The 23551-nt window shown below is 56.5% G+C and carries 21 protein-coding genes; 10 read left to right on the top strand and 11 right to left on the bottom strand.

The genetic code is table 11. From position 1 onward, the window contains the following. Nucleotides 1–117 precede the first annotated feature (117 nt). Nucleotides 118–2925 carry a DNA gyrase subunit A gene (gene gyrA, locus Q666_RS56800; RefSeq protein WP_022998661.1) on the top strand — a complete coding sequence of 936 codons (2808 nt, stop codon included), beginning with the start codon at nt 118–120 and terminating at the stop codon, nt 2923–2925. Nucleotides 2926–3019: 94 nt separating this feature from the next. Here the strand turns inward: gyrA and Q666_RS56795 are convergent, their stop codons facing one another. Then, the gene (locus Q666_RS56795; RefSeq protein WP_022998660.1) at nt 3020–3436 is read right to left on the bottom strand and encodes a hypothetical protein; all 417 of its coding nucleotides are present in this window, start codon (nt 3434–3436) and stop codon (nt 3020–3022) included. A gap of 165 nt (nt 3437–3601) precedes the next feature. Here Q666_RS56795 and coaD point away from each other — a divergent pair, with 165 nt between their 5' ends. From coaD to tgt, 5 genes are all read left to right on the top strand, one after another. Beyond that, a complete protein-coding gene (coaD, locus tag Q666_RS56790) occupies nt 3602–4108 on the top strand; it encodes a pantetheine-phosphate adenylyltransferase (RefSeq protein ID WP_022998659.1) in 507 nt (168 codons plus the stop codon). Nucleotides 4109–4148: 40 nt separating this feature from the next. Then, nucleotides 4149–4688, top strand: a complete 540-nt coding sequence (locus tag Q666_RS56785; protein WP_022998658.1) for a peptidylprolyl isomerase — start codon at nt 4149–4151, stop codon at nt 4686–4688. A 44-nt stretch (nt 4689–4732) separates the two neighbouring features. Continuing rightward, nucleotides 4733–5206, top strand: a complete 474-nt coding sequence (locus Q666_RS56780; RefSeq protein ID WP_022998657.1) for a peptidylprolyl isomerase — start codon at nt 4733–4735, stop codon at nt 5204–5206. A 194-nt stretch (nt 5207–5400) separates the two neighbouring features. Beyond that, nucleotides 5401–6474: a tRNA preQ1(34) S-adenosylmethionine ribosyltransferase-isomerase QueA gene (gene queA / locus Q666_RS56775; protein ID WP_022998656.1), complete on the top strand. Its 1074-nt coding sequence runs from the start codon at nt 5401–5403 to the stop codon at nt 6472–6474. A gap of 9 nt (nt 6475–6483) precedes the next feature. Next, complete coding sequence (gene tgt, locus Q666_RS56770) at nt 6484–7638, top strand: tRNA guanosine(34) transglycosylase Tgt (RefSeq protein WP_022998655.1); 1155 nt, start codon at nt 6484–6486, stop codon at nt 7636–7638. Nucleotides 7639–7674: 36 nt separating this feature from the next. Here the strand turns inward: tgt and Q666_RS56765 are convergent, their stop codons facing one another. From Q666_RS56765 to galU, 3 genes are all read right to left on the bottom strand, one after another. Next, complete coding sequence (locus Q666_RS56765) at nt 7675–8109, bottom strand: DUF4864 domain-containing protein (protein WP_022998654.1); 435 nt, start codon at nt 8107–8109, stop codon at nt 7675–7677. Between the two features lie 185 nt (nt 8110–8294). Then, nucleotides 8295–9599, bottom strand: coding sequence for a nucleotide sugar dehydrogenase (locus Q666_RS56760; protein ID WP_022998653.1), 1305 nt, complete (start codon nt 9597–9599; stop codon nt 8295–8297). A gap of 112 nt (nt 9600–9711) precedes the next feature. Further along, nucleotides 9712–10605, bottom strand: a complete 894-nt coding sequence (galU, locus tag Q666_RS56755; protein WP_022998652.1) for a UTP--glucose-1-phosphate uridylyltransferase GalU — start codon at nt 10603–10605, stop codon at nt 9712–9714. A gap of 393 nt (nt 10606–10998) precedes the next feature. Here galU and kdsA point away from each other — a divergent pair, with 393 nt between their 5' ends. Both kdsA and eno read left to right on the top strand, forming a co-directional pair. Beyond that, nucleotides 10999–11847 (top strand): 3-deoxy-8-phosphooctulonate synthase, encoded by an 849-nt coding sequence (kdsA, locus tag Q666_RS56750; RefSeq protein WP_022998651.1) that lies wholly within the window; start codon nt 10999–11001, stop codon nt 11845–11847. Between the two features lie 141 nt (nt 11848–11988). Beyond that, nucleotides 11989–13263: a phosphopyruvate hydratase gene (eno, locus tag Q666_RS56745; protein WP_031268504.1), complete on the top strand. Its 1275-nt coding sequence runs from the start codon at nt 11989–11991 to the stop codon at nt 13261–13263. A gap of 75 nt (nt 13264–13338) precedes the next feature. Here eno and Q666_RS56740 read toward each other — a convergent pair whose 3' ends face one another. The 4 genes from Q666_RS56740 to Q666_RS56725 all read right to left on the bottom strand — a co-directional run bounded on the left by Q666_RS56740 (nt 13339) and on the right by Q666_RS56725 (nt 18856). After that, on the bottom strand, nt 13339–14013 hold the full coding sequence (locus Q666_RS56740; protein WP_031268503.1) for a DsbA family oxidoreductase: 675 nt from the start codon (nt 14011–14013) through the stop codon (nt 13339–13341). Nucleotides 14014–14133: 120 nt separating this feature from the next. Next, complete coding sequence (locus tag Q666_RS56735) at nt 14134–15216, bottom strand: hypothetical protein (protein ID WP_208993803.1); 1083 nt, start codon at nt 15214–15216, stop codon at nt 14134–14136. Nucleotides 15217–15328: 112 nt separating this feature from the next. After that, nucleotides 15329–16960, bottom strand: coding sequence for a class I adenylate-forming enzyme family protein (locus Q666_RS56730; protein ID WP_022998647.1), 1632 nt, complete (start codon nt 16958–16960; stop codon nt 15329–15331). Between the two features lie 24 nt (nt 16961–16984). After that, entirely contained in the window at nt 16985–18856 is a 1872-nt protein-coding gene (locus Q666_RS56725; RefSeq protein WP_022998646.1) for an extracellular solute-binding protein, read from the bottom strand. Nucleotides 18857–19121: 265 nt separating this feature from the next. Between Q666_RS56725 and Q666_RS56720 the strand changes: the two genes are divergently transcribed. Continuing rightward, nucleotides 19122–19733 (top strand): invasion associated locus B family protein, encoded by a 612-nt coding sequence (locus Q666_RS56720; protein WP_022998645.1) that lies wholly within the window; start codon nt 19122–19124, stop codon nt 19731–19733. Between the two features lie 100 nt (nt 19734–19833). Here the strand turns inward: Q666_RS56720 and hspQ are convergent, their stop codons facing one another. From hspQ to Q666_RS56705, 3 genes are all read right to left on the bottom strand, one after another. Further along, the gene (hspQ, locus tag Q666_RS56715; RefSeq protein WP_022998644.1) at nt 19834–20157 is read right to left on the bottom strand and encodes a heat shock protein HspQ; all 324 of its coding nucleotides are present in this window, start codon (nt 20155–20157) and stop codon (nt 19834–19836) included. 102 nt (nt 20158–20259) lie between these two features. After that, nucleotides 20260–21300 (bottom strand): CoA ester lyase, encoded by a 1041-nt coding sequence (locus Q666_RS56710; RefSeq protein WP_022998643.1) that lies wholly within the window; start codon nt 21298–21300, stop codon nt 20260–20262. A gap of 82 nt (nt 21301–21382) precedes the next feature. Further along, a complete protein-coding gene (locus Q666_RS56705; protein WP_022998642.1) occupies nt 21383–22348 on the bottom strand; it encodes a lysophospholipid acyltransferase family protein in 966 nt (321 codons plus the stop codon). A 225-nt stretch (nt 22349–22573) separates the two neighbouring features. Here Q666_RS56705 and Q666_RS56700 point away from each other — a divergent pair, with 225 nt between their 5' ends. Beyond that, complete coding sequence (locus tag Q666_RS56700; RefSeq protein WP_022998641.1) at nt 22574–23530, top strand: AEC family transporter; 957 nt, start codon at nt 22574–22576, stop codon at nt 23528–23530. Nucleotides 23531–23551: the final 21 nt, after the last annotated feature.

Below are 23551 nucleotides of genomic sequence, written 5' to 3'. Positions count from 1 at the left end.
TCGTAAGGCATTGAAATTAAACCTCTATTACTTAGGTGGAAAAGCGCCGAGAATTTGGAGCGGCGTCTTGAATCGGATATAAAAGAGCAAGCAATAACAATGAAATGAGTGTCTTCCTTGGCTGACCAGGACAATAGCACGCCCACTGACGGTCTCCCGTCCGATATCAAACCGGTCTCCATCGTCGATGAAATGAAGCGCAGCTATCTCGATTACGCGATGAGCGTGATCGTGTCGCGTGCGCTGCCTGACGTCCGCGACGGCCTCAAACCGGTTCACCGGCGCATTCTCTACTCGATGCACGAAAACGGCTACGAGTGGAACAAGCCCTATCGCAAGTCGGCCCGCGTGGTCGGTGACGTCATGGGTAAGTATCACCCGCATGGCGACAGCGCGATTTACGATGCGCTGGTGCGCATGGCGCAGAATTTCTCGCTGCGACTGCCGTTGATTGACGGGCAGGGTAACTTCGGCTCCATCGACGGCGATCCAGCAGCGGCCATGCGCTACACCGAGTGCCGTCTCGAGAAAGTCGCCCACAAACTGCTGGACGATATCGACAAGGAGACGGTCGACTTTCAGGAAAACTACGATAACTCCGAGAGCGAGCCCGTCGTCCTTCCTGCCAAGTTCCCGAACCTCCTCGTCAACGGTGCCGGCGGTATCGCTGTCGGCATGGCGACCAACATTCCGCCGCACAACCTGGGCGAAGTAATCGATGCCGCCATTGCCGTGATGGAAAATCCGGCGATGTCCCTCGAAGAACTGATGCAGATCGTTCCAGGCCCGGATTTCCCAACGGGTGGCATGATCCTCGGTCGGTCGGGTATCCGTAGTGCCTATGAAACGGCCCGCGGTTCGATCGTCATGCGGGCGAAAGTCGACGTCGAGGAAGTGCGCAAGGACCGGACGGCACTGATCGTCACGGAAATCCCGTATCAGGTCAACAAATCGACGATGATCGAGAAGATTGCCGAACTGGTGCGCGACAAGCGTATCGAGGGCATCTCGGACATCCGTGACGAAAGCGACCGCTCGGGCATGCGGGTCGTGATCGAGCTGAAGCGCGATGCGGTTCCGGACGTGATCCTGAACCAGCTCTACCGTTTCAGCCAGTTGCAGACATCGTTCGGTGCCAACATCGTTGCTCTGAACGGCGGCAAGCCGGAGCAGATGAACCTCTCCGACATGCTGCGCGCCTTCGTCTCCTTCCGTGAGGAGGTGATCCAGCGCCGCACACGCTACCTGCTGAAGAAAGCCCGCGACCGTGCCCACATCTTGGTGGGCCTGGGCATCGCTGTTGCCAACATCGATGAAGTCATCAAGCTCATCCGCAGCGCACCGGACCCGGCAACGGCGAGAGCGCAGCTGATGGAGCGCAACTGGCCGGCAAAGGATGTTGAATCGCTCATTCTTCTGATCGACGATCCGCGCCACATGGTGCAGGACGATGGCACCTATAAACTTTCCGAAGAACAGGCACGAGCCATTCTCGATCTGCGTCTGCAGCGCCTGACGGCGATGGGCCGCGATGAAATCGAGGAAGAACTCAACAAGATCGGTGCGGAAATTTCCGACTATCTCGACATCCTGCGCTCCCGGGCCAGGATCCAGGAGATCGTTCGCAACGAAATGCTTGAGATCAAGGAAGAATTTGCAACTCCGCGCCGAACTGAAATCATCGAAGGCGGGGCAGATTTCGACGAAGAAGACCTGATCCAGCGCGAAGACATGGTCGTGACCGTGTCTCACGGTGGCTACATCAAGCGCGTGCCGCTGGCGACCTACCGTGCACAACGACGCGGAGGCAAGGGCCGGTCCGGCATGGCAACCAAGGACGAGGATTTCGTCACCAGGCTGTTCGTCGCCAATACCCACACGCCGGTTCTGTTCTTCTCCTCGCGCGGCATCTGTTACAAGATGAAAGTGTGGCGTCTTCCACTCGGCGGACCGACCTCGCGCGGAAAGGCATTGATCAACCTGCTACCTCTCGAACAGGGCGAACAGATCACCTCGATCCTGCCATTGCCGGAAGACGAGGACAGCTGGGCAAACCTGGATGTGATGTTCGCGACCATACGTGGCACCATCCGGCGCAACAAACTGTCCGATTTCGTCAACATCAACCGGAACGGCAAGATTGCCATGAAGCTGGAAGACGGTGACGGGATTGTCGGCGTCGACACCTGTTCTGAACATGACGATGTGATGCTGACGACCAACTTCGGTCAGTGTATCCGCTTCCCCGTAACGGATGTTCGTGTCTTCGCTGGTCGTAATTCTGTCGGGGTGCGCGGAATTCGTCTGGCCGATGAGGATCGTGTGATCTCCATGCAGATTCTGCACCACATCGATGTGACGGCAGAAGAGCGCGCCGCTTACCTGAAGCTTTCCCGTGCAATGCGTGGTGAAGCAGATGAGAACGGTAATGGTGCAGATGAAGAGGGCGTAGTTGCCGGCGATCTGCCACAGGAACGCTACGCTCAGATGAGTGCAGCCGAGCAGATCATCCTGACCATCTCTGAAAACGGTTACGGTAAACGGACGTCTTCGTTCGAGTACCGGGTCACCGGCCGAGGCGGCAAAGGCATCACGGCCATGGCTGTCAACAGCCGGAATGGCGGACTGATCTCGTCTTTCCCTGTCGAGGACAGCCACCAGATCATGCTGGTAACGGATGGCGGCCAGTTGATCCGTTGTCCGGTGGACGGTATCCGCATCGCCGGACGTGCGACCCAAGGCGTGATCGTCTTCAAGACGGCAGCCGACGAAAAGGTCGTTGCGGTCGAAGGGATCTCCGAAGTCGATGAAGACGACGTCCTCGAAGACGCCCTGGAAGGAGAAGCTGAAGGTTCAGCTGTACCAGGTGAGAATGACGCCGGGACCGATTCCGCCGAAGGAGATGAAACGCCTCCGGAAGCCTGATCCCTGATTGGCTAGACCTGAAAACGACAACAGCGGCCAGGGTGGAACCTGAGCCGCTGTTTGCCGTTACGGGGAGGGAGGTTTGAGACGAAGCTCAGTTGGCCACGGGGTAACGGGCCAGAATTGTTTCATTTACGGTGGGTGCAGTTTTCTCGACGGTGACGAAGGACACGTTGCGTACACGGTTCGCACCGGTCAGTGCCGCTGCACAGTCTTCGCTCCAGGCGCCCCAAGCTTGTGTTTCACATGCCTTTGATGCCGGAATTTGCACAGCGCGGTCGGACTTTGTGGAAGCAAGTCCCTGCGTTGCCAGGCTGGTCAGACCTTCTGCCTGCGACGCTTTGCTCGGGTGCATGCTCATCATGCCTGCGGCAATCATCGTCAACAACGCCAGAACGAAAATAGCGGCCATCTTGAATTGTCCGGCCGGATCGATTGCCTTCGCCTGAAAGGCAAAAGGACGTACCGCGATAGCCGTTGCGGTCCGGTCGATTGTAGTAGTGCTCCTCATGATGCTGGCTCCTGCTCACGCCAATTGATTTCGATGGAGCCACTTTGACCTAGGTTTGCAAAGAGAGTTGTGACGGTCGTCACACAATGTCAGTTACTGGCAAAAGACGCGTTCATGCCTGCGTTCTACTTGTTAGGCAGGTGCAGGCAGAGTAAGGAAGGTGCCATGAATCGTATTGCGCTTTATCCTGGATCCTTCGATCCCGTCACCAATGGCCACATGGATATATTGCGTCAGTCGCTTGCGCTGGCGGACAAGGTGGTGGTTGCCATCGGCATTCACCCCGGCAAGTCTCCCCTGTTTTCTTTCGAGGAACGGGTCGAATTGATCCATGCTTCGGCTCGTTCGGAATTCACTCCGGAGGAAGCTGAACGGATTGATGTCATCGCCTTCGACAATCTGGTCATCGAAACGGCACGCCAGCAAAACGCCGCTTACCTGGTTCGCGGTCTGCGGGACGGGACGGATCTTGACTACGAGATGCAGATGGCGGGCATGAACGGCACGCTGGAACCGGACATTCGTACGGTATTTCTTCCGGCTTCTCCGAACGTGCGCCACATCACGGCCACCTTGGTACGTCAAATCGCGAAGATGGGCGGAGAAATCTCCGCTTTTGTGCCGGAACCGGTTGCCGAACCATTGAGATCGCGCGCGAAACCCGGCGCGTAATTCAAAGCCAAGCTCTAGACCTGAACCTTAGGAGTCTCCAGTGTCGCGCTTTTTTGCAATTTTTGCCGTTCTGGCTTCACTTCTGATCCTGCCTTCGGCCGCCAGTGCCCAAGGCACCGATCCGGAAAACACAATTTATCTCGATTTGAAGGACGGACGCGTCGTCATACAGCTTCGTCCGGACCTTGCTCCGGCTCACGTTGAGCGGATCAAGAAGCTTTCCCGCGAAGGGTTTTACGACGGGATCGTCTTCCATCGCGTCATCGACGGCTTCATGGCCCAGACTGGTGACCCGACGGGCACCGGCACGGGCCGTTCCAGCGAACCTAACCTGAAGGCTGAGTTTTCCAACGCACCGTTCAAGCGTGGCACGCTCGGCATGGCACGTTCCGCTAGCCCGGACAGCGCCAATTCCCAGTTTTTCATCATGTTCGGCGATGGCGACTGGCTGAATGGCCAGTACACCGTATTCGGTGAAGTCGTCGATGGTATGGAATTCGTCGACAACATCACCCGCGGCGAACCGCCGGCAAATCCGGACAAGATCATCAAGATGCAGGTCGCCTCGGACGCACAATAACGTTCACGCGACTACAATTTCGAAAATACCCAAGGAGATACTCGATGGCTGAAATCAAAGACGCCGAAAACACCCTTCTCATGGAAACCAGCCAGGGACCGGTTGTTATCGAACTAAAGCCGGACCTCGCGCCGACGCATGTCGCACGCATCAAGGAACTGGTTCGCGAAGGTTTTTACGACGGCATCGTGTTTCACCGCGTAATCGACGGCTTCATGGCACAGACCGGCTGCCCGCAGGGCACTGGCACTGGCGGTTCCGGCAAGAAATTGAAAGCGGAATTCAGCAACGAGAAGCACGTGCGCGGCACCTGCTCCATGGCTCGCGCAATGGACCCGAACTCCGGTGACAGCCAGTTCTTCATCTGCTTTACCGATGCACCCTGGCTCGACGGTCAGTACACCGTCTGGGGTGAAGTGATCGAAGGCATGGACAATGTCGACAAGATCAAGCGTGGCGAACCGGTTTCCAATCCGGACAATATCGTCTCCTTGAAAGTGGCGGCCGACGCGGCCTGAACCACCTGAAAGTGGCTTTAACGATGCAGCGCGGATCAGTCATCCGCGCTGTTTTGTTTTGGATGTACCCTCAGACGGTTGACCTGCTCCGCCGTCGCCAGTAAGAGCCGCTGACTGAAAGTCCGGTTGCCGCTCTGGTATGGAATGGCGCCGCACCCCGAAACCTTCCAGAGATCCGTCAGTAGCAAATCACCATGCGCGTCGACCAATTCGACTTTGTTCTTCCCAACGAGCGGATCGCCTTGCGCCCGGCTCGGCCACGTGATTCCGCTCGCATGCTTGTCGTTAAACCAGGTGCTGAACCTGAACTATCCGACAGGGGTGTTCGCGAATTGCCGCTGTTGCTGGAGCCCGGTGATGCGCTGGTCTTCAACGATACCAAGGTGATACCCGCACAGCTTGAAGGAACACGCCTGCGAGGAGATATTACCGCGGGCATCGGGGCGACGCTGCACATGCGCACCGGGTCGGACCGCTGGAAGGCCTTCGTCCGGCCGGCAAAGAAATTGCAGGTTGGCGATACCGTGCTTTTCGAAGGGTTCGGCACACGGCTAACGGCGGAAGTGACCGAAAAGGGCGACAGCGGTGAAGTATTGCTGACTTTCGACCGGTCCGGACCTGATCTCGACATTGCAATCGCATCCGTTGGACACATACCCTTGCCACCGTATATTGCGCAAAAGCGTGGCGAAGACGACCAGGATCGCAAGGACTATCAGACGATATTTGCCGAAAAGGACGGTGCCGTTGCCGCACCGACAGCGGGTCTTCATTTTACGCCTGAACTGCTGAAGGCGTTGAGTGAGCGCGGTATCGAACAGCACCGCGTAACACTGCATGTCGGAGCCGGCACCTTTCTGCCGGTAAAGGCAGAAGACACTGCAGATCACAAGATGCACGCAGAATGGGGCGAAATCACCGAAGAGACCGCTGCCGCACTTCTGGCCGTCAAGGCAAGGGGAAACAAGGTTGTCAGCGTCGGCACGACATCCCTGCGGATCCTTGAAAGCTCCGCCCAGGCAAGTGGCGCCATTGCCGCCTTTGCGGGTGAAACCTCGATCTTCATAACGCCCGGCTATCGCTTCAAGGCGATCGACGCGTTGATGACCAACTTCCATCTTCCGCGTTCTACGTTGTTCATGCTGGTGTCGGCTTTTTCGGGTTTGGACACGATGCGGCGTGCCTATGCACACGCTATTTCTCAGGAATACCGTTTTTACAGCTATGGCGACGCTTCCTTGCTTTTCCCTCAGGAAGGCGCTGTCTGAGGACCAATCATGACCGAAAAATCCGGCAAGACCTTCAGCTTCAAGCTGATCACCACGGACGGCGCGGCGCGGCGCGGCGAAATCACGACGCCTCACGGTGTCGTGCGCACACCCGCTTTCATGCCGGTGGGCACTCAGGCAACTGTGAAGGCGATGTACCCGGAGCAGGTGCGGGAAACCGGTGCAGACGTGGTTCTCGGCAATACCTATCACCTGATGCTTCGCCCGACTGCTGAACGGGTCGCCAGACTTGGCGGACTGCACACCTTCATGAACTGGCCTCACACGATCCTGACCGACAGCGGCGGGTTCCAGGTGATGTCGCTGGCTCAGCTGCGGAAGCTGGATGAAGATGGTGTGCGTTTCCAAAGCCACATTGACGGTCAGAAGTATCATCTCACACCGGAACGTTCAGTCGAGATACAGGGTCTCCTCGGGTCAGATATCCAGATGCAGCTGGACGAGTGCATCAAGTTGCCGAGCCCCCGTGAAGAAGTCCAAAGAGCAATGGAGCTGTCTCTCAGATGGGCAGAACGCTCTCGCAAACAGTTCGAAGCCATGGGTGGACCAGGGAAAGGGCAGGGGCTTTACGGTATCGTTCAGGGTGGCGATCAACCCGACCTTCGTATTCGCTCGGCAGAAGAACTCGGTAAAATGCCGTTTGAAGGCTATTCGGTTGGCGGTCTGGCCGTTGGTGAACCTCAGGACGTCATGCTGAGCATGCTCGACATCACGACGCCAGTTATGCCGGTGGACAAGCCACGTTACCTGATGGGCGTTGGGACACCGGACGATCTTCTGGAAAGCGTGAAGCGCGGGATTGATCAGTTCGATTGCGTGATGCCGACCCGCGCAGGACGTCACGGTCTCGCCTATACGCGCTATGGCAAGGTCAACCTCAAGAATGCCCGTCACCAGGACGACCCACGCCCGCTGGACGAGGCGAGCACCTGTCCCGCGTCTAGCGTTTACAGCAGAGCCTATCTGCACCATCTGGTGCGTTCAGGCGAAGGACTGGCCGGCATGCTGCTCACCTGGAACAACATCGCCTACTATCAGTACCTGATGCAGGGCATGCGCGACGCGATCGAAGCCGGGTCGTTCGAAGACTTCTACTCGAAGACCAAGGAAGACTGGGCGCGCGGCGATATTGCCGCGCTGTAACCCGGCACACTCAATCCAGGTTCAGGCTGAAACTGACTAGGCAGAAAATCCGTCCGCTTTCGTCAGATAGCAGCCGGAAATCTTCCAACTGCCGTCATCCTGTTGCTCGAAACTGTAGAGTGCCAACCAGTTTTGGCCATTTGGGCCGGTTACATAGACTTCCTGCGTTGGTCCGAGCTTGGTCATTTTTGACCGGCCGAACGTCACGCTTTGAGGCTTGTAAACTGGCTGGTAGCCTTGCCGCACCATTTCCATGAAGAACTCTGGTGTTTGAAACCGCTGTTGCAAGGAACTGGTTGCGAACGAGAAGGCTGCCTGGGCATTACCCGTCGCAAAGGCACTCATCTGATTTTTGATGATCTTGTGAAAGGCACTGCTGTCGAGGCCTTCTTCGGCGCGGACAGACCCTGTAGCCAGCAACGCGCTGACGCCTGCCACCGCCACCATCTTCCAGAAACGAGCATGAGCCATGTTCGGTGTCTCCTTTCCTGAAACCCGAATAGTATACGGCTCCAAACCCTTTTCAGATTGCTAAAATACGAGCAAACCCTTGCGGCAATTCCCGGCAGTTTGAACTGTTTTACGGCAGACCTTGAGCTGCGAATTTTCGTGTTGCGTACCGAGGCACAACAAAACCGGGAAATAGTCCTGTAGAATCAAAGGCGCCAGAGCTGGATTCCCTCCGGACAAGTGGAGCGATCCAAAAGCGCCGGTATATCAGCGACCAGGCCGCATTGATCTTTCAGAACGTCTTTCAGGACCTGCCAACAGGTTTCATCCTGGAAAAAATGCCGATGCGGGACCGCAAGCACGGCAACATCCGCAGCATCGAGGTCTTTTTTCCAGGTGAGGGTGATTCCATATTCGGCCGCAACCTCATCGGGATGTGCAAGTGGATCACAGACCTGAACACGTGCCCCAAACTTTTCCAGTTCCCTGATGAGATCGACGACCTTGGAATTACGGGTATCAGGCACATTCGCCTTGTAGGTGATGCCGAGAACGACAACTTTCGGAGGCATGGGCATGCCAAGCTTTACGCTTTCCTGGATGATCTTGCCTGCAATAAATGCCGGCATTGCCTCGTTGGTACCGCGACCCGCCAGAATAACCTGAGGTGTCATGCCGATCTCGTGTGCCTTGTGGGTCAGGTAATAGGGATCGACACCGATGCAGTGCCCCCCGACCAGTCCCGGCTGGAACGGCAGGAAGTTCCATTTGGTCGAAGATCCCTTCAACACGTCCCGGGTATCGATGCCCATCTGGTGGAATAGCATCGCCAATTCGTTCATGAGAGCAATATTGAGATCGCGTTGTGTGTTCTCAATCACCTTCGCCGCTTCCGCTACGCGGATCGACGGAGCAAGGTGAATACCAGCCGTGACAACCGCTCCATAGAGCGTGTTGAGTGTTTCGGCTGTTTCCGGGCTGGAACCCGAAACGATTTTGGTGATGTCCGCAAAGCCTCGCTCGGTATCGCCAGGATTTATGCGCTCTGGCGAATAACCGACGGCAAAATCCCTGTTGAAGAGCAGTCCCGATTCCTTCTCGAGGACGGGAACTGCGATCTCTTCGGTTGCCCCCGGATACACGGTTGATTCAAAGACAACGATGGCCCCTGGTTTCAGATTGCGGCCGACGGTTGCCGCTGCGTTTCTGAAAGGCGAAAGGTCGGGTCGTTTGGCGTGATCGACAGGTGTCGGCACGGCCACGATCAAGACATCCCGATCGCTCAGATCCTTTTCGTTGTTGGAAAAAACCAGCGATTCCTGCTGCAAATCCGCGTCATCGACAGACGACGTGCTGTCCTGACCGCTGCGCAACTCGTTCAAGCGGTTTTCGTTGATATCGAACCCGAGAACGTCAAAACCCTTCGCAGCGAAGGCCACCGCCACGGGCAGACCGACATAACCCAGACCGATAACCGCGATCTTGGTGGAGTGAATGGAATTGTCGTGCATGAGGCATCCGGGATTGGAGCAAACGGAAAGGGCCGGGTCTTGCGCAAGACCCGGCCCACTCCTAAAGGCTTCTGGCGAACCTTTTCAAGTCCGCAGTGAAAACGATCGCAGATTATTCGGCGGCCAAAGGCTTGCGAATGATCTCTTCCATGAACGGAACCAGTTCCCGAGCAAGTTTCGGATCGTCCATGCCGAATGCGATATTGGCGCTCAGGAAGCCGGCCTTGTTACCGCAGTCGTAGCTCCGACCCTCGAACTTGAGCGATGCGAAGTGCTGTTCCTTCATCAAGGCCAGCATGCTGTCGGTCAACTGGATCTCGCCACCTGCACCTTTGCCCTGGTTGGACAGGAGATCGAAAATTTCCGGCTGAAGAATGTAGCGGCCGGTGATCATCAAATTGGAAGGCGCCGTACCGGGGGCGGGCTTTTCGACCATGTTTGAGATCTTGTGCGCATTTGCACCGAGTTCTCCGTCAAGTTCCACAATGCCGTACTGATCTGTCTGGTCTTCGGGAACTTCTTCCACAGCGATGATGTTGCCACCCGTATTTTGATAGAGGTCTACCATCTGCTTGAGGCAGCTGACCTGAGACTTGATGATCACGTCCGGCAACAGAATGGCAAAGGGCTCGTTGCCGATAATATCGCGGGCGCACCAGATAGCGTGGCCGAGGCCAAGCGGGGCCTGCTGACGGGTGAAGGAAGTGGCACCCGGAACCGGGCGGTGCTTTTCAAGCAGTTCCAGAGCAGCAGTCTTGTTTCTCGCCTTGAGGGTATCTTCCAGCTCATAGGCCATATCGAAATGGTCTTCGATAACCTGTTTGTTTCTCCCGGTGACGAAAACGATATGTTCGATACCTGCGGCCCGTGCTTCATCCACCACATACTGGATGATCGGACGGTCAACGATCGTCAGCATTTCCTTCGGCACTGCCTTGGTCGCGGGCAGAAACCGAGTGCCAAGACCTGCCACGGGCAGGATCGCTTTGCGTATGGGCTTGTTCATGTCAGGCCTTCCGATGGTCTACAAATACGAACTCAATCTTCTTTTACCCACTAATAGTCTCATGAGCCGTCGAATACACGTTCTAAACTCAGATCGTCCGCGGGCGCGACGTTGCAGTTAGCCCAAGTGGCAATCAGCCGGACCCTCAGGTCTTTGGCCGGTTGCAAGCTTGTGCACTGCAATACTAACGCAATAACTTCGACAAAGTGATCATTTTATGTCGGGCTGAGACTACACACTTTTAAATCGATTTAAGACCTGTCTGCTTTCCGCCAGAGCGATGTTGCGGGCAGGCGAAAAGAGCGCTATGGAACTCCGCAAGTTCCGAGATCGGACTTGTTTCCTGAACGAGTTGCCGCGCTCAAGCGGCAACCGCATGGCATAAGGTGGAAAATGACCGAGGCAAACCGCGTAGTTTCCGTTGGCAATGTAACCTTCAGCAATGATGCGCCTTTCAGCCTCATTGCCGGCCCGTGCCAGCTTGAAAGCCGCGAACACGCACTGGAATGCGCAGCCGCGATCAAGGAAATTACGGATCGTCTCGGTATCGGCGTCATTTACAAGACTTCATACGACAAGGCCAACCGGACATCTCTCGCAGGAAAACGGGGTGTTGGCATGGAAGAAGCCATGCCGATCTTTGCCGAAGTGAAGGAAAAATTCGGCATGCCGGTCTTGACCGATGTGCATAGCCCCGAGCAATGCGCACCGGTTGCGGAAGTTGTCGATGTCGTGCAGATCCCGGCATTCCTCTGCCGCCAGACGGACTTGCTTGTGGCTGCCGCGAAGACCGGCCGCGTGGTCAACATCAAGAAAGGTCAGTTCCTGGCGCCCTGGGACATGAAAAATGTTCTGGGGAAGGTGACCGGTTCGGGCAATGCCAATGTCATGTTGACCGAACGCGGCGCCAGCTTCGGTTACAACACGCTTGTTACCGATATGCGCTCGCTGCCAATCATGGCACAGACCGGTGCGCCGGTCATTTTTGATGCAACACATTCCGTGCAGCAACCGGGCGGGCAGGGCGCTTCCACCGGCGGCGACCGGACAATGGTACCCGTTCTTGCGCGCGCTGCAGTGGCCGTGGGTGTTGCAGGTCTCTTCATCGAAACGCACCCTGATCCGGACAACGCGCCGTCCGATGGACCGAATATGGTGCCGCTCGATCAACTCGAAGCGTTGCTGGCCCAGTTGAAGGCACTGGACAACGTCGTCAAGGCACCGGCAGCCGCTGCAGAATAGTCAATTTCAGCCGCACCTCGTGTGCGGCTTTCCTTTGAGGGGCAAGAGCTCCGGAAAAACGCCGGTACTCCGGCTTCCAAACGGCCGGATTTTCTCCGGCAGACCGTCAATTCAGGTGCATGCGACAAGGGAGTTCTTTCCATGACCGCCATTATCGATGTTATCGGCCGTCAGATCTTTGACAGCCGTGGTAACCCGACCGTTGAAGTCGACGTTTTCCTGGAGGACGGTTCCTTCGGTCGGGCAGCCGTTCCGTCCGGAGCTTCCACCGGTGCACACGAAGCCGTCGAACTGCGCGATGGCGGTGACCGCTTCATGGGCAAGGGTGTCCAGAATGCAGTTGATGCCGTGAACGGAGAAATCTTCGAGACCGTTGGCGGTCTGGACGCTGAAGATCAGCTTCAGATCGACCAGGCCATGATCGATCTCGACGGTACTCACAACAAGTCGCGTCTTGGTGCCAACTCCATCCTGGGCGTATCGCTCGCGGTTGCCCGCGCCGCTGCCCAAGCGTCCGGTCTGCCGCTCTACCGCTATGTCGGCGGCACGTCTGCGCGCACGCTTCCGGTTCCCATGATGAACATCATCAATGGCGGCGCGCATGCCGACAATCCGATCGATTTCCAGGAATTCATGATCATGCCGGTCGGCGCCGAGTCCCTTGGCGATGCCGTGCGTATGGGTTCTGAAATTTTCCACACCTTGAAAAAAGCACTGAACGCAGCCGGTCACAACACCAATGTTGGCGATGAGGGCGGCTTTGCTCCTAATCTGGAATCGACAGACGCAGCTATCGGCTTCGTCATGAAGGCGATCGAAACCGCCGGCTACAAGCCAGGCGAAGATGTCTTCCTGGCACTGGACGCGGCATCGACCGAGTTCTTCAAGGACGGCAAATATGTGCTGGAAGGTGAAGGCAAGACGCTGGCTCCTGAGGAAATGGCAAAATATCTCGCCGATCTCGTTTCCCGCTACCCGATCATCTCGATCGAAGATGGTCTGGCAGAAGACGACTGGGACGGTTGGAAAGCGACGACCGACCTTATCGGCAACAAGTGCCAGCTGGTCGGCGACGACCTGTTCGTCACCAATTCCGAGCGTCTGCGCAAGGGTATCGACCTCGGCGTTGCCAACTCGATCCTGATCAAGGTCAACCAGATCGGTACGCTGTCCGAAACGCTGGACGCCGTCGAGACCGCACACAAGGCAGCCTACACTGCTGTGATGTCCCACCGCTCGGGCGAGACCGAGGACAGCACCATTGCTGACCTCGCGGTTGCCACCAACTGCGGCCAGATCAAAACCGGTTCACTCGCACGGTCCGACCGGCTCGCAAAGTACAACCAGCTCATCCGCATCGAGGAAGAACTGGGCGCACAGGCGGTTTATGCAGGCCGTTCCATTCTGCGCGGCTGATCTTTTCAGGTCGTCAAAATCAGAAACGCCCCGCATACGTGCGGGGCTTTTTAGTTTCGGCAACTCAAGTTGCTTTTAATTGGAAACTGCCGCTTGTGGATCGGTCCGTGTTTCGTCGGCGTGCAGAAGCGCTGCGGCAATTGTTTCCGGTTTTTCGGCACCTGCCAGAACAAACCTGCCATCGATAATGAAACATGGCACACCTGTGATCCCGGACTTTTGAGCATTGGCAATCTGGGCCTCTACCTTGTCGAGATCGGTTTCAGTTCCCAATAGATGCTCCACCAGATCGGACTGCATCCCCGCTTCCTCGGCAATTCGCACAAGAACCTCGGGGCGTGTCAGATCTTCTCCGTTCAGGAAATAGGCCTTGAACAGAAGTTCCACGACTTCGTCCTGAAGATCGTCGTCACGTGACCAAAGGATCAGTCTGTGGCAATCAAGGGTATTCGGCGACAAGGTGATATCATCAAAAGCAAAGTTGATGCCTTCCTCCTGTCCCGCTGCACGAATTTGTTTGTAGAACGTGTCCGCCCGCTCCAGACCACCGAACTTGTCGCTCAGATACTGTTTTCTGTCCTTGCCAGACTTCGGCAAGGTGGCGTCAAGCTGAAAGGGGTGCCAACGAACCAGCACATCGAGCTGCGGAACCGACTTCAAGGCCGCTTCAAGGCGTCTTTTTCCAATGAAGCACCAGGGGCACATTACATCGGATACGACATCGACGGTAAGGGCGGATGATAGGGTCATCGGACATCCAGAACGTTGGAGATATTTTTGTCAGGCTAAAGACTCTGACAAATATGCCAACCCCAAATTCGCGGCAGTGTTAAGGCAATAGACAAAAGACGCATACAGACCAGCGTCTGTTCACAGAACAGTGTGTGTGAGGATCGAGCTGATCCGCTTCTGCAGCCTTGTCGTGCCAGCCTCGTTCTTTAAGACGGCGACCGGCCCGAAGTCCTTCACCAGGCAGACAAGATCCTCGTCCCGGCTCGTGGCGTCCGCGATGGACAGCAAGGTCGTGTTGATGTCTTCCAGTTCTTCTGCGGAAGTGACCGCAATGCCGAAGTTTTCAGGCTGAAGCCTCATTTCCCAAAGATCGAGGCCGCGCGCCGCAAGGCCATTGCTGCAGGCTTCGAGATAATTCGTGTATTCCTCAACGCCAAGTCCGCCCTGATGGATCTGCTGGCGCAACCACATGTGGCTTTCCGCAAGCACCCTGTCTGCAAGACGGCGCCTCTTGCCGAAACGGGTGGCGGAGTTTAGACGGCGGGCGAGGGTTTCCTTGCGGTTTTCTCCAACCAGCACGTCCGAAGCTCCGTTTCGGAACAGTTGAACGAGATCTTCCTCCCGCTCACAGACAGCCAGAACCGGCAACCCCGCAAAGCGGGCATCCCTGCGGATCTGCTGCATATAGTCGACGGCATCTTCAAAGGGCGCATCAATGACCACAGCGTCAAATGCGCGCTTGGACATGAATTCGACGGCCATGCTGCCGTCGAATGCACCGACAACCTCGACCTTTTCTTCACTGGCGTCCTGCCATTCCAGAAACCGACCGCTCAGGCCAACGACAAGCAGGCTGCTGGTTCCTGAATGATGCGGAGCGCTCCCGAAACCCGGAATTCTGCCAAAAATACGTCTGCGAAGTTGGGCTTCCTCTGACCGAAGCAATGCGCGCTGATGAATGCATATCAACATCAGCAGGACTTCATCGGGAACAACCTTATCGATGATTGCAGTCGGTTGCAGACCGGGGGGCAGAATATCGTCGCTGCCGGTGAGGATGTAGAAAGGGACTTCACTTGCAAGGAGTCTGATTTGCGGAAGCAGCCAGGAAAAGAATTCGTCTCTGCGGTCGTCTTCCAGGATGCTGATATCAACCACGATCGCTGCGGGCAGCGCCATGGGCAGCTTGCTCCGACGGTCGAACATGCTGATAAGCGACACGTCTAAATCTTCTGGCGCATCACCATTGCTGCTCCGCCTTGGCCGACGTCCCGCATACCAATACGGGCCGCGCCAGGAAAGCGAGGTTTCAACATCCATTCCTTATCCCCACCTACGCCACGGCAGCAGGCAATCGCTGTGTCCGCATGGTCAGCCGTTCCCGGCTGATGGTTCCATCCTCGTTCCGCGGCAGAGACTGTAAAATCAACACACGATGGGGGATCTTGGCAAGGTCTACGCCTTCGGCATCCAGATACGCGAAAAAGGCACCCGCATCTGGAACGTTCCCGGCCTCGGGTACAAGCGCTGCGTACATCCTGGCTCCGAGGAGAGGATCTTCCACTATGAAGGCAGCAGCTTCCTTGACGCCCGGGTACCCTGCGTAGACAACATCCACCGTTTCAAGGTTGCCGGTGCCAAGGGCATAGTGGCCCGGGATACCGAAACCTGCAATGCCGCCATCCGTCAGTTCAACCTTGATGTTGGTATTCAGAAAACCGGTTCCTTCCCAGCGGACACGCCGCTGGTCACCATTGATGGTTCGCCACCCGACATCGGGAACCATTGGTCCCTTGACCAGAAGCGTTGGAGCTTGCGTATCCACCTCGTCGGTGACCGCAATCTCAAGAAGGGCTGGCCCGCTTTCACACCCGATCGGCCCGCTATGCTTTCCCAGCGCGGTGGCCTTCATCTTCGCCGAGGGACCTCGCGCCTTGGCAACGAGTGCGAATTCGTCAGCGATGTGAAGATCGATCAGACGGCGCCGCGCAACGAAAGTCGTCGGGTGCGGGGCCGCAATATTCCAGGCTGCAAGTAGCGTCGTCTTGGTGTTTTCAAGTTTACGGTCGAGCGTCTGTGCCAATGGCCCGGGTGTCATGACGATATCCGCCTGAACCTCGTTGGCATGAGCGGCAAGATTGGCAAGTGAAGTCGGGTGGTGCAGATGCAGGGTGCTGCCGGTCAGCAACCAGGGAACCAGTCCTCCGCCCAGGCCGGTCAAGCCACTGAGCGAATAGGGGAGGACCATCACGCTGGCATCGCGCACATGAGCTTCCTGCACGATCATATGTGCGACCGATACCCAATGGTTATGGCTGCGGGTAACCGGAACGTTTTCCTCTCCGCTTCTGCTCCAACAGATGGTCGCTGTGTGGTCAGCCGGATCAGGGCGCTCACTCGGAGTGAACTTCAGATCGTCACCCATTTCGGCAAGCATCGGCCCCAATTCGATCAAACCATCGGGAACGTCCTTGCCAAGGCCGAAAACAAACCGCAACGAGAAGAGGTCTGCAGCAACATCGCGTGCGGCAATACCAACCTCGCGTGTTTCTACCCGGTCGGCTGCGACAAATCCCTTGGCGCCAATGGAGTTCAAGGCTTCCAGAACGTTCTTCTGCCGCCAGTGCAATGGCAAGGGAGAAATGATCAGATCTGCTCGCAGGGCTGCCAGGATCGCGATAACGGTATCGACCGTGTTGGGAGCCTGGACACCGACGACATGATCGGATGACAGCCCGACTGTGGTGTAGAAAGCGGCAAGACGATCAATTTCCCGATCGGCCTCGGCATAACTCAACGCTCGGGGAGCACCACCTGTCCAGGCAGCCCTGTCAGGAGCATCAACCAGCGCAAGCCGGTCGGGGTGTTCTGCAGCTGTCTTGCGGAACATTTCATCAAGCGGCACATCGGACCAGGCTCCGCTTTCATGATACTCCGTGGACAGGCTTTCAGGCGTGGCTTTCATCTTGTTTTTCGTCCATTGGTCCGATTATTGCGCCGTGGCCGACCACCAGGTGTCGTACTCGTGGCCGTAAAGCGACTCGTTTTGCGGCGGAACGATCTGCTTCCAGTGCGCCACCCAATCGTCCGCGACATGATAAAGCGGGACCGCGTAGGCTCCCGAAATCAGAACGCGGTCGAATGCGCGAACGGCAGCCACGAATTCGTCGCGGCTCCTTGCACCGACAATCTCGTCGATCATCGCATCGATCGCCGGTTCATGTGCGCCCACAAAGTTGAAGGATCCTTCCGTTTCCGCTGCTTTTGACGACCAGCGTCCATATTGCTCGGCGCCGGGAGACAGCGAGGAGAACCAGGTGTTGAACACCATATCAAACTCGCGTTTCGTCCTGCGGTCTTCGAATTGCGACGGATCTACACTGCGCACGCTTGCGGATACGCCGAGCAACTCAAGAGTACGGATATAGGCAAGAGCCAGCTTTTCTTCGTCCTCATTCTTGGCAAGAATTTCAAAGGAAAGCTGATTGCCGTTTTCGGAGTGCAGGAGTTTTCCGTCCTTGAGCTTGTAACCGGCCTTGCCGAAGGCTTCCAGAGCTGCCCGCAGCACTTTTCTGTCACGTCCTGAACCGTCTGCTTCCGCCGGACGCCAGGTGCCGTCCATCACCTCGGGATCAACGGCGTCAGGGAAGGGAGCCAGCAATTCCTTTTCCCGGTCGCTAGCCGGGCGGCCGATCGATGAAAGCTCGGAATTGTCCCAGTACCCTGCCGTGCGTGTATAAAGGCCGTAGTAGAGATTGCGGTTCACCCATTCAAAATCGAACAGCATGCGCAAGGCCTTGCGCACGGCCGGGTCGGAGAACTGGTCTTTGCGGGTGTTGAATGCGATGCCCTGCATGGCGGCGGGAATCCCGAGCGGAATTGCCCGCTTGAGAACATCGCCATTTTTCACTGCCGGAAAATCAAGCCCCGTTGCCCAACGGGCGGGATCCCGGAACTGCAACGCCTGGACCAGGCCCTTCTTGAAGGATTCCTGCAAGGTCGTCTCGTCGCGGAAATATTCTACCCGGATTTCGTCGAAGTTGTCGAAGCCGGCTTTGACAGGCAGGTCTTTGGCCCAATAGTCCGGGTTCTTCTCATAAACGACGAGCCTGCCTGGCTCGATCGTCTTGAAGGTGTACGGCCCTGTGCCGGTCGGCGGGGTCAACGACGATTTGTCAAAATTCTCCGCATCCGTGGCTGCCTTGGAATAAATTGGAGCCAACGCTATCAACAGCGGCAGTTCGCGGTTTTCACCGTTTTCGAATACCAGCTTCAGCCGGTTCGGTGCGGTGACTAGCTTTTCGGTAATAGCCGCATACCAGTTTCGATAGGGCGGGCGCCCCTTGTCGCGGATCACTTCCAGAGAAAAGATGACATCATCGACTGTGACTGGTGTCCCGTCGGAAAACCTTGCATCCGGATTAAGCTCGAACTCGATCCACTCCCGGCTGTCCGGCATGCGCACACGTTGAGCCAGAAGACCGTAAAGAGAAAAAGGTTCCGCATAGGAGCGGACCATCAGGCTTTCGAGAATGTTGTTGCCGAATTCGCGTTCGCGCATTCCACGTGCCGAGGTCCAGCCGCCTTGTACAATGAAGGAATTCAGGCTGTCGAAGGTTCCCTGTACACCAAGCGTGATTGTGCCGCCCTTGGGCGCATCGGGGTTGGCATAGGGAAAGGGTTCGTCAGGTCCAAGTGCAGGTGTCCCGTGCATGGCAATTGCATGCGTCCAGGGGACGTTTTCATCGTCCGCGCTGGCGGGCAGGCTGATTGTCAAGGCAAGCAGGCATGCAGACGAGGTTGCCAAACCGATCGCCTTGCCGGCATGAAAAAGAAGACCGGAAACTATCGAACTACGCATCACCACCGCCGGAGATTCTGTTGATTCTCAGCGATAACAGTAGCACAGGGTTCCCACGGACGCGCCCGGGACAAGCAACAAACCGCAAGATATTCAGGTTTCAATTCGCTGACAGGGGTGCGTTGCAAATCGGCCACCCTCTCGCCCAAATTAAGTGTCTTACCATGGTTTCACGGTTTGAATGTCGTTACGGGCCTTGCGGTTGGTTCCGGAATGGCTCAGAACAACGCGAAAGTTTCGTACACGCACGATTGAGGACGTATCGATGACGAGTGTTTTGAAAAGAGGATTGTTCGGATGTGCAGTAGGTGCGTTCGTAGCCCTATCTTCTTTTGCAGGTGCACCCGCAATCGCCCAGGAAGAAAAAAGCCCATGGACGAAAGCGTGTAACACCAATCCGAACACGCAGAAGGAAATCTGCTTTATTTCGATTGAATTGCGCACAAATACCGGACAGTTCCTGAGTAACATTGCTATTCAGGAAACTGAGGGCGAAGCCCGCAAGAAACTGCTGGTCGCTGTACCGACCGGCGTTCTTATCCAGCCGGGTGTGCGTATCCAGATCGATGATGGCAAGCCCGTACAGGGCAAGTACAGCATCTGCGCACCCAATGCCTGCTACGCAGAACTGGCGATTGATGACTCGTTCATCAACACCATGAAGCAGGGCGGTGAGGTGATTGTGGCTCCGTATAACCAGCAAGCCAAGGAAATCGTCTTCAAGATGACCCTTATCGGCTTCACCAAGGTTTACGACGGCGAGCCGATGAACATTGCCGAGCTGCAAAAGCGTCAGGAAGAACTGCAGAGCGAATTGCAGAAGCGCGCTGACGAAGCGCGTCAGAAGCTGATCGACGCTCAGAAGCAAAGCCAGTAACAGGCCGCTTTGCCAGAAATGAAGAAGGCCGGAACTGTGAAAGTTCCGGCCTTTTTTGTATTTGAAGATCAAGACTGAAAGTCGCCGGGAATTGGGACGATTAGTGGATCTCTACACTGCGCGGCAGATATGAGCCGTCCGTCTGTTCCTCGAAAATCTCTTCAACCTGCGGATGGCGCACCGGTTCACCGGTCATATCCGCTTCCAGGTTCTGTTCGCTGACATAGGCCACATATTCGGTCTCCTCGTTCTCGGCGAGGAGATGATAGAACGGCTGGTCGCGCAAAGGACGCACGTCCTCCGGGATGGCGTTCCACCATTCTTCCGTATTGCTGAAGGTCGGATCGACATCGAAAATAACGCCACGGAAGGGGTAGATCCGGTGCCGGACGACCTGGCCAATTCTGAATTTTGCCGTTCGCATGGTTACTCGTCCGCATACTGCATGCACTGCCGGGATACCGTGTCGGCAGCCGGCGTGCAAGCATTGTAACATTAAACCTTAGACGACGAGCCTTGCGAAAGTCTAAAGGCCGTAGACCTCCGCGAGTTCCGCGTCCTTGGATGCAACCAGTTTTGCAAGGTCGACGATCACCTTTGCCTGCTTCCAGGTGGCGTCATCCTGCATTTTGCCGTCGATCATCACGGCACCGGTTCCGTCCGGCATCGCTTCAAGGATCTTTCGGGCAAAGGCGACTTCACCCGGATCCGGAGAGAAAACCTTCTTCGCGATCTGAATTTGCGTCGGATGCAGGGACCACGCGCCAAGGCAGCCCATCAGGAATGCATTACGGAACTGGCTTTCGCAGGCCGCCGCATCGGAAAAATCACCAAAGGGGCCGTAGAAGGGCTTCAGGCCGTAAGACAGGCAGGCATCGACCATCTTTCCGACCGTGTAATGCCAGAGATCCTGCTGATATGCGGTTCTGCCACCTGCGCCATCAGCATCTGAAAGAACCGCATAGTCGGGATGGCCGCCGCCCACACGTGTTGTTTTCATGCCACGGGAAGCCGCAAGGTCTGCCGGTCCCAGGCTCATGCCATGCATCCGTGGACTGGCCGCTGCAATTTCTTCGACGTTCTTGACGCCTTCAGCCGTTTCCAGAATGGCGTGGATCATGATCGGCTTGGGAAGACCAGCCCTGGCTTCAAGCTGCGCAAGCAGTTGGTCGAGATAATGAATGTCCCAGGCGCCTTCCACCTTGGGAAGCATCACCACGTCGAGTTTTTCTCCGACCGCAGGAACGATTTCAAGAAGATCATCAAGAAACCAGGGGCTGTTGAGGCAATTTACCCTGGTCCACAGGCCAGTGGTTCCGAAGTCATTGTCCTGCGCCATCTGAATGAAGCCCCTGCGGGCATCGGTCTTGGCATCGGCGGGGATTGCATCTTCAAGGTTGCCGAGTACGACATCGACGTTCTTGATGAGATCCGGCACCTTGGAGCGCATCTTTTCAATATGCGGAGGGACGAAATGGATCATGCGCTCCAGCGAGACGGGAAGCTCGCGATACGGGTCCGGCGCGCCGATTGCGAGCGGCTTGTAGAATGCGCTTGGGGTTTTCATGAAACAGCTGTCCTCCACCAGTTTGAGGAATAGCTATAACGTCAATGCTGCGCTGCAACCATACCCCGAAAGGAGAACAGGCTTAATCGTCTTCCAGACGAGCCGCTGCTGCGCGTCGGGCCTGCTTCTGGGCGGACGTTTTACCTGGAGGCGCCCACTTCTTGTGGATCCACATCCATTGTTCGGGGTGTTCGCGAATCCAGCTTTCGAAAATTGCGTGGATCCTTGCTGTTGCGACCTCGATATCCGCCTGCCTGTCATCCGTTACAGGCACTTCGACGGCCTGGGCCTCAATCCGGAAATGCACACCTTTCTTGCGCACGACCCGGCCGAGAACAATCGGCACGTTGCAGGACCGGGCGAGCGAAGCCGGGACCGGCGTGGCGTAAGCCATCTGGTCGAAAAAAGGCACCTGCACACCGCGCGTTTCCCTGAGATCTCCCATCATCGCGACGATACCGCCGCTTTTAAGGGTCGCCAGGATCTTGCGAGCGGTCTGGTGGCTTTTCGACAAAAGACCGCCTTTGTAGAGGTCTTTCCTCAGTGCCTGCAGGGCCTTGTCGGCCTCCGGATTACGTAGAGCCTGATAGACGCCCGTTATCTCGATTCCGCGCCGGACGGCGGGCTGAACACACAATTCCCAGTTTGCGCTGTGGAATGAAACGAACAAACAGGCACGCTCGCCGTTGAGAACCTGTTCGGTGATTTCATCCGCAACTGCTTCAAACCGGTAGTCCTGTTTCAGAAGCCGGTCGATGTGGAAAGTTTCGGCTGCCACGCGGCCGAGGTTCTCCCACATTCCACGCACAATCTGTTCTCGTTCCGCGCGCTGCATGCCCGGAAAGGCCTTCTTCAAGTGGCGCAGAGCACGCTTGTGTCTGGGATTGAACGGTGCCAGCCGACGCCAGAAGGCGCCCATGACATAGGAGGCAACGTCCACGGGGATCAGGCGGAACAGCCAGATGGCTACCGTCAGCGCAAAGCCCTCCACCCGGTTTTGCACAGCTGTGAGCTTCGGGTGTTTACGCTGCTTTTTTTTGCGGGACATTACGACCGAATGCTTTCATGTTGTCCGCCCGTCCTGAAAAGAGGGCACTTCCGACCTTGTCCGACTGATTGGGGCCTTGCGATGCGCCCTCAGACCTGATTGGAATGCGGATCACCGAGGTGACCTCCAAGTCACGCGTCCATATCCAAGCCAGGCGCAAGATGCAAGCGCCTTCAAACCCAACCAACCGCGATACAGCGCGTCGTCTTCATCTTTGGTATTTGAATGCAGAACGTCATTTCACTGGCTCTTCCGTTTTTCGGACTGATCCTTCTCGGCTTCGGTGCCGGCAAGATCAAGAACCTGCCCGAGGCAGGCCTGAGCTGGATGAACTTCTTCGTGATCTACCTGGCCCTTCCGGCGCTCTTCTTCCGTCTGTTGTCTGAGACACCGATCGAAGAGCTCGCAAACGCGTCCTACATTACCGCCACGACCTTCACGACCTACATCGTGTTCGCGATCTCCTTCTGCATAGGTGTGGTCGCAACACGCGGCAACATCGGCGAATCCACGATCCTGGGCATTGCCGGGGCCTATTCCAACATCGGTTACATGGGGCCAGGGCTGACGCTGGCTGTTCTGGGTGAGCAGGCAACCGTACCGACTGCGCTCATCCTGGCCTTTGACAATGCGCTGATGTTCATTCTGGCGCCGCTGATGATGGCATTGGCCGGTACCGAAGAAGAATCGATCCTTGGGACCTTGAAGAAGATTGTGGTCAGGATCTTCACCCATCCGTTCATCCTGGCAACGATTGCCGGCGTCTTCGCCGCCGCGCTTGAGGTCAAGCCACCTCAAGCGATAGATACGCTTCTGCGCTATCTCAGCAACGCGGCAGCGCCTTGCGCCCTCTTTGCCATGGGCGTCAGCATTGCGCTTCGTCCGATCGGTCGGATACCGCTGGAACTGCCTCTGGTGCTGGGTGTGAAGTTGCTACTGCACCCGATCCTGATTTTTCTGCTTCTGACCTGGCTTGGCGGCTTCGATCCCAACTGGATCGCAACCGCGGTTCTGATGTCTTGCCTGCCGCCGGCGACAAACGTCTTTGTTATCGCGCAGCAATATGGGACGTATGTTCAGCGGGCGTCGAGCTTCGTATTGATAGGAACGGCCTTGTCGATCGTCACCGTTACCGGGTTCATCTGGGCGCTGACGAGCGGTTTCCTTCCAACCGGTGGCTAGAAAATCCAATCAGATATCCTG

This window comes from Labrenzia sp. C1B70 (assembly GCF_000475395.1).
In the GTDB taxonomy this organism is placed as follows: domain Bacteria; phylum Pseudomonadota; class Alphaproteobacteria; order Rhizobiales; family Stappiaceae; genus Roseibium; species Roseibium algicola.
This window is presented reverse-complemented; position numbering and strand designations above follow the sequence as displayed.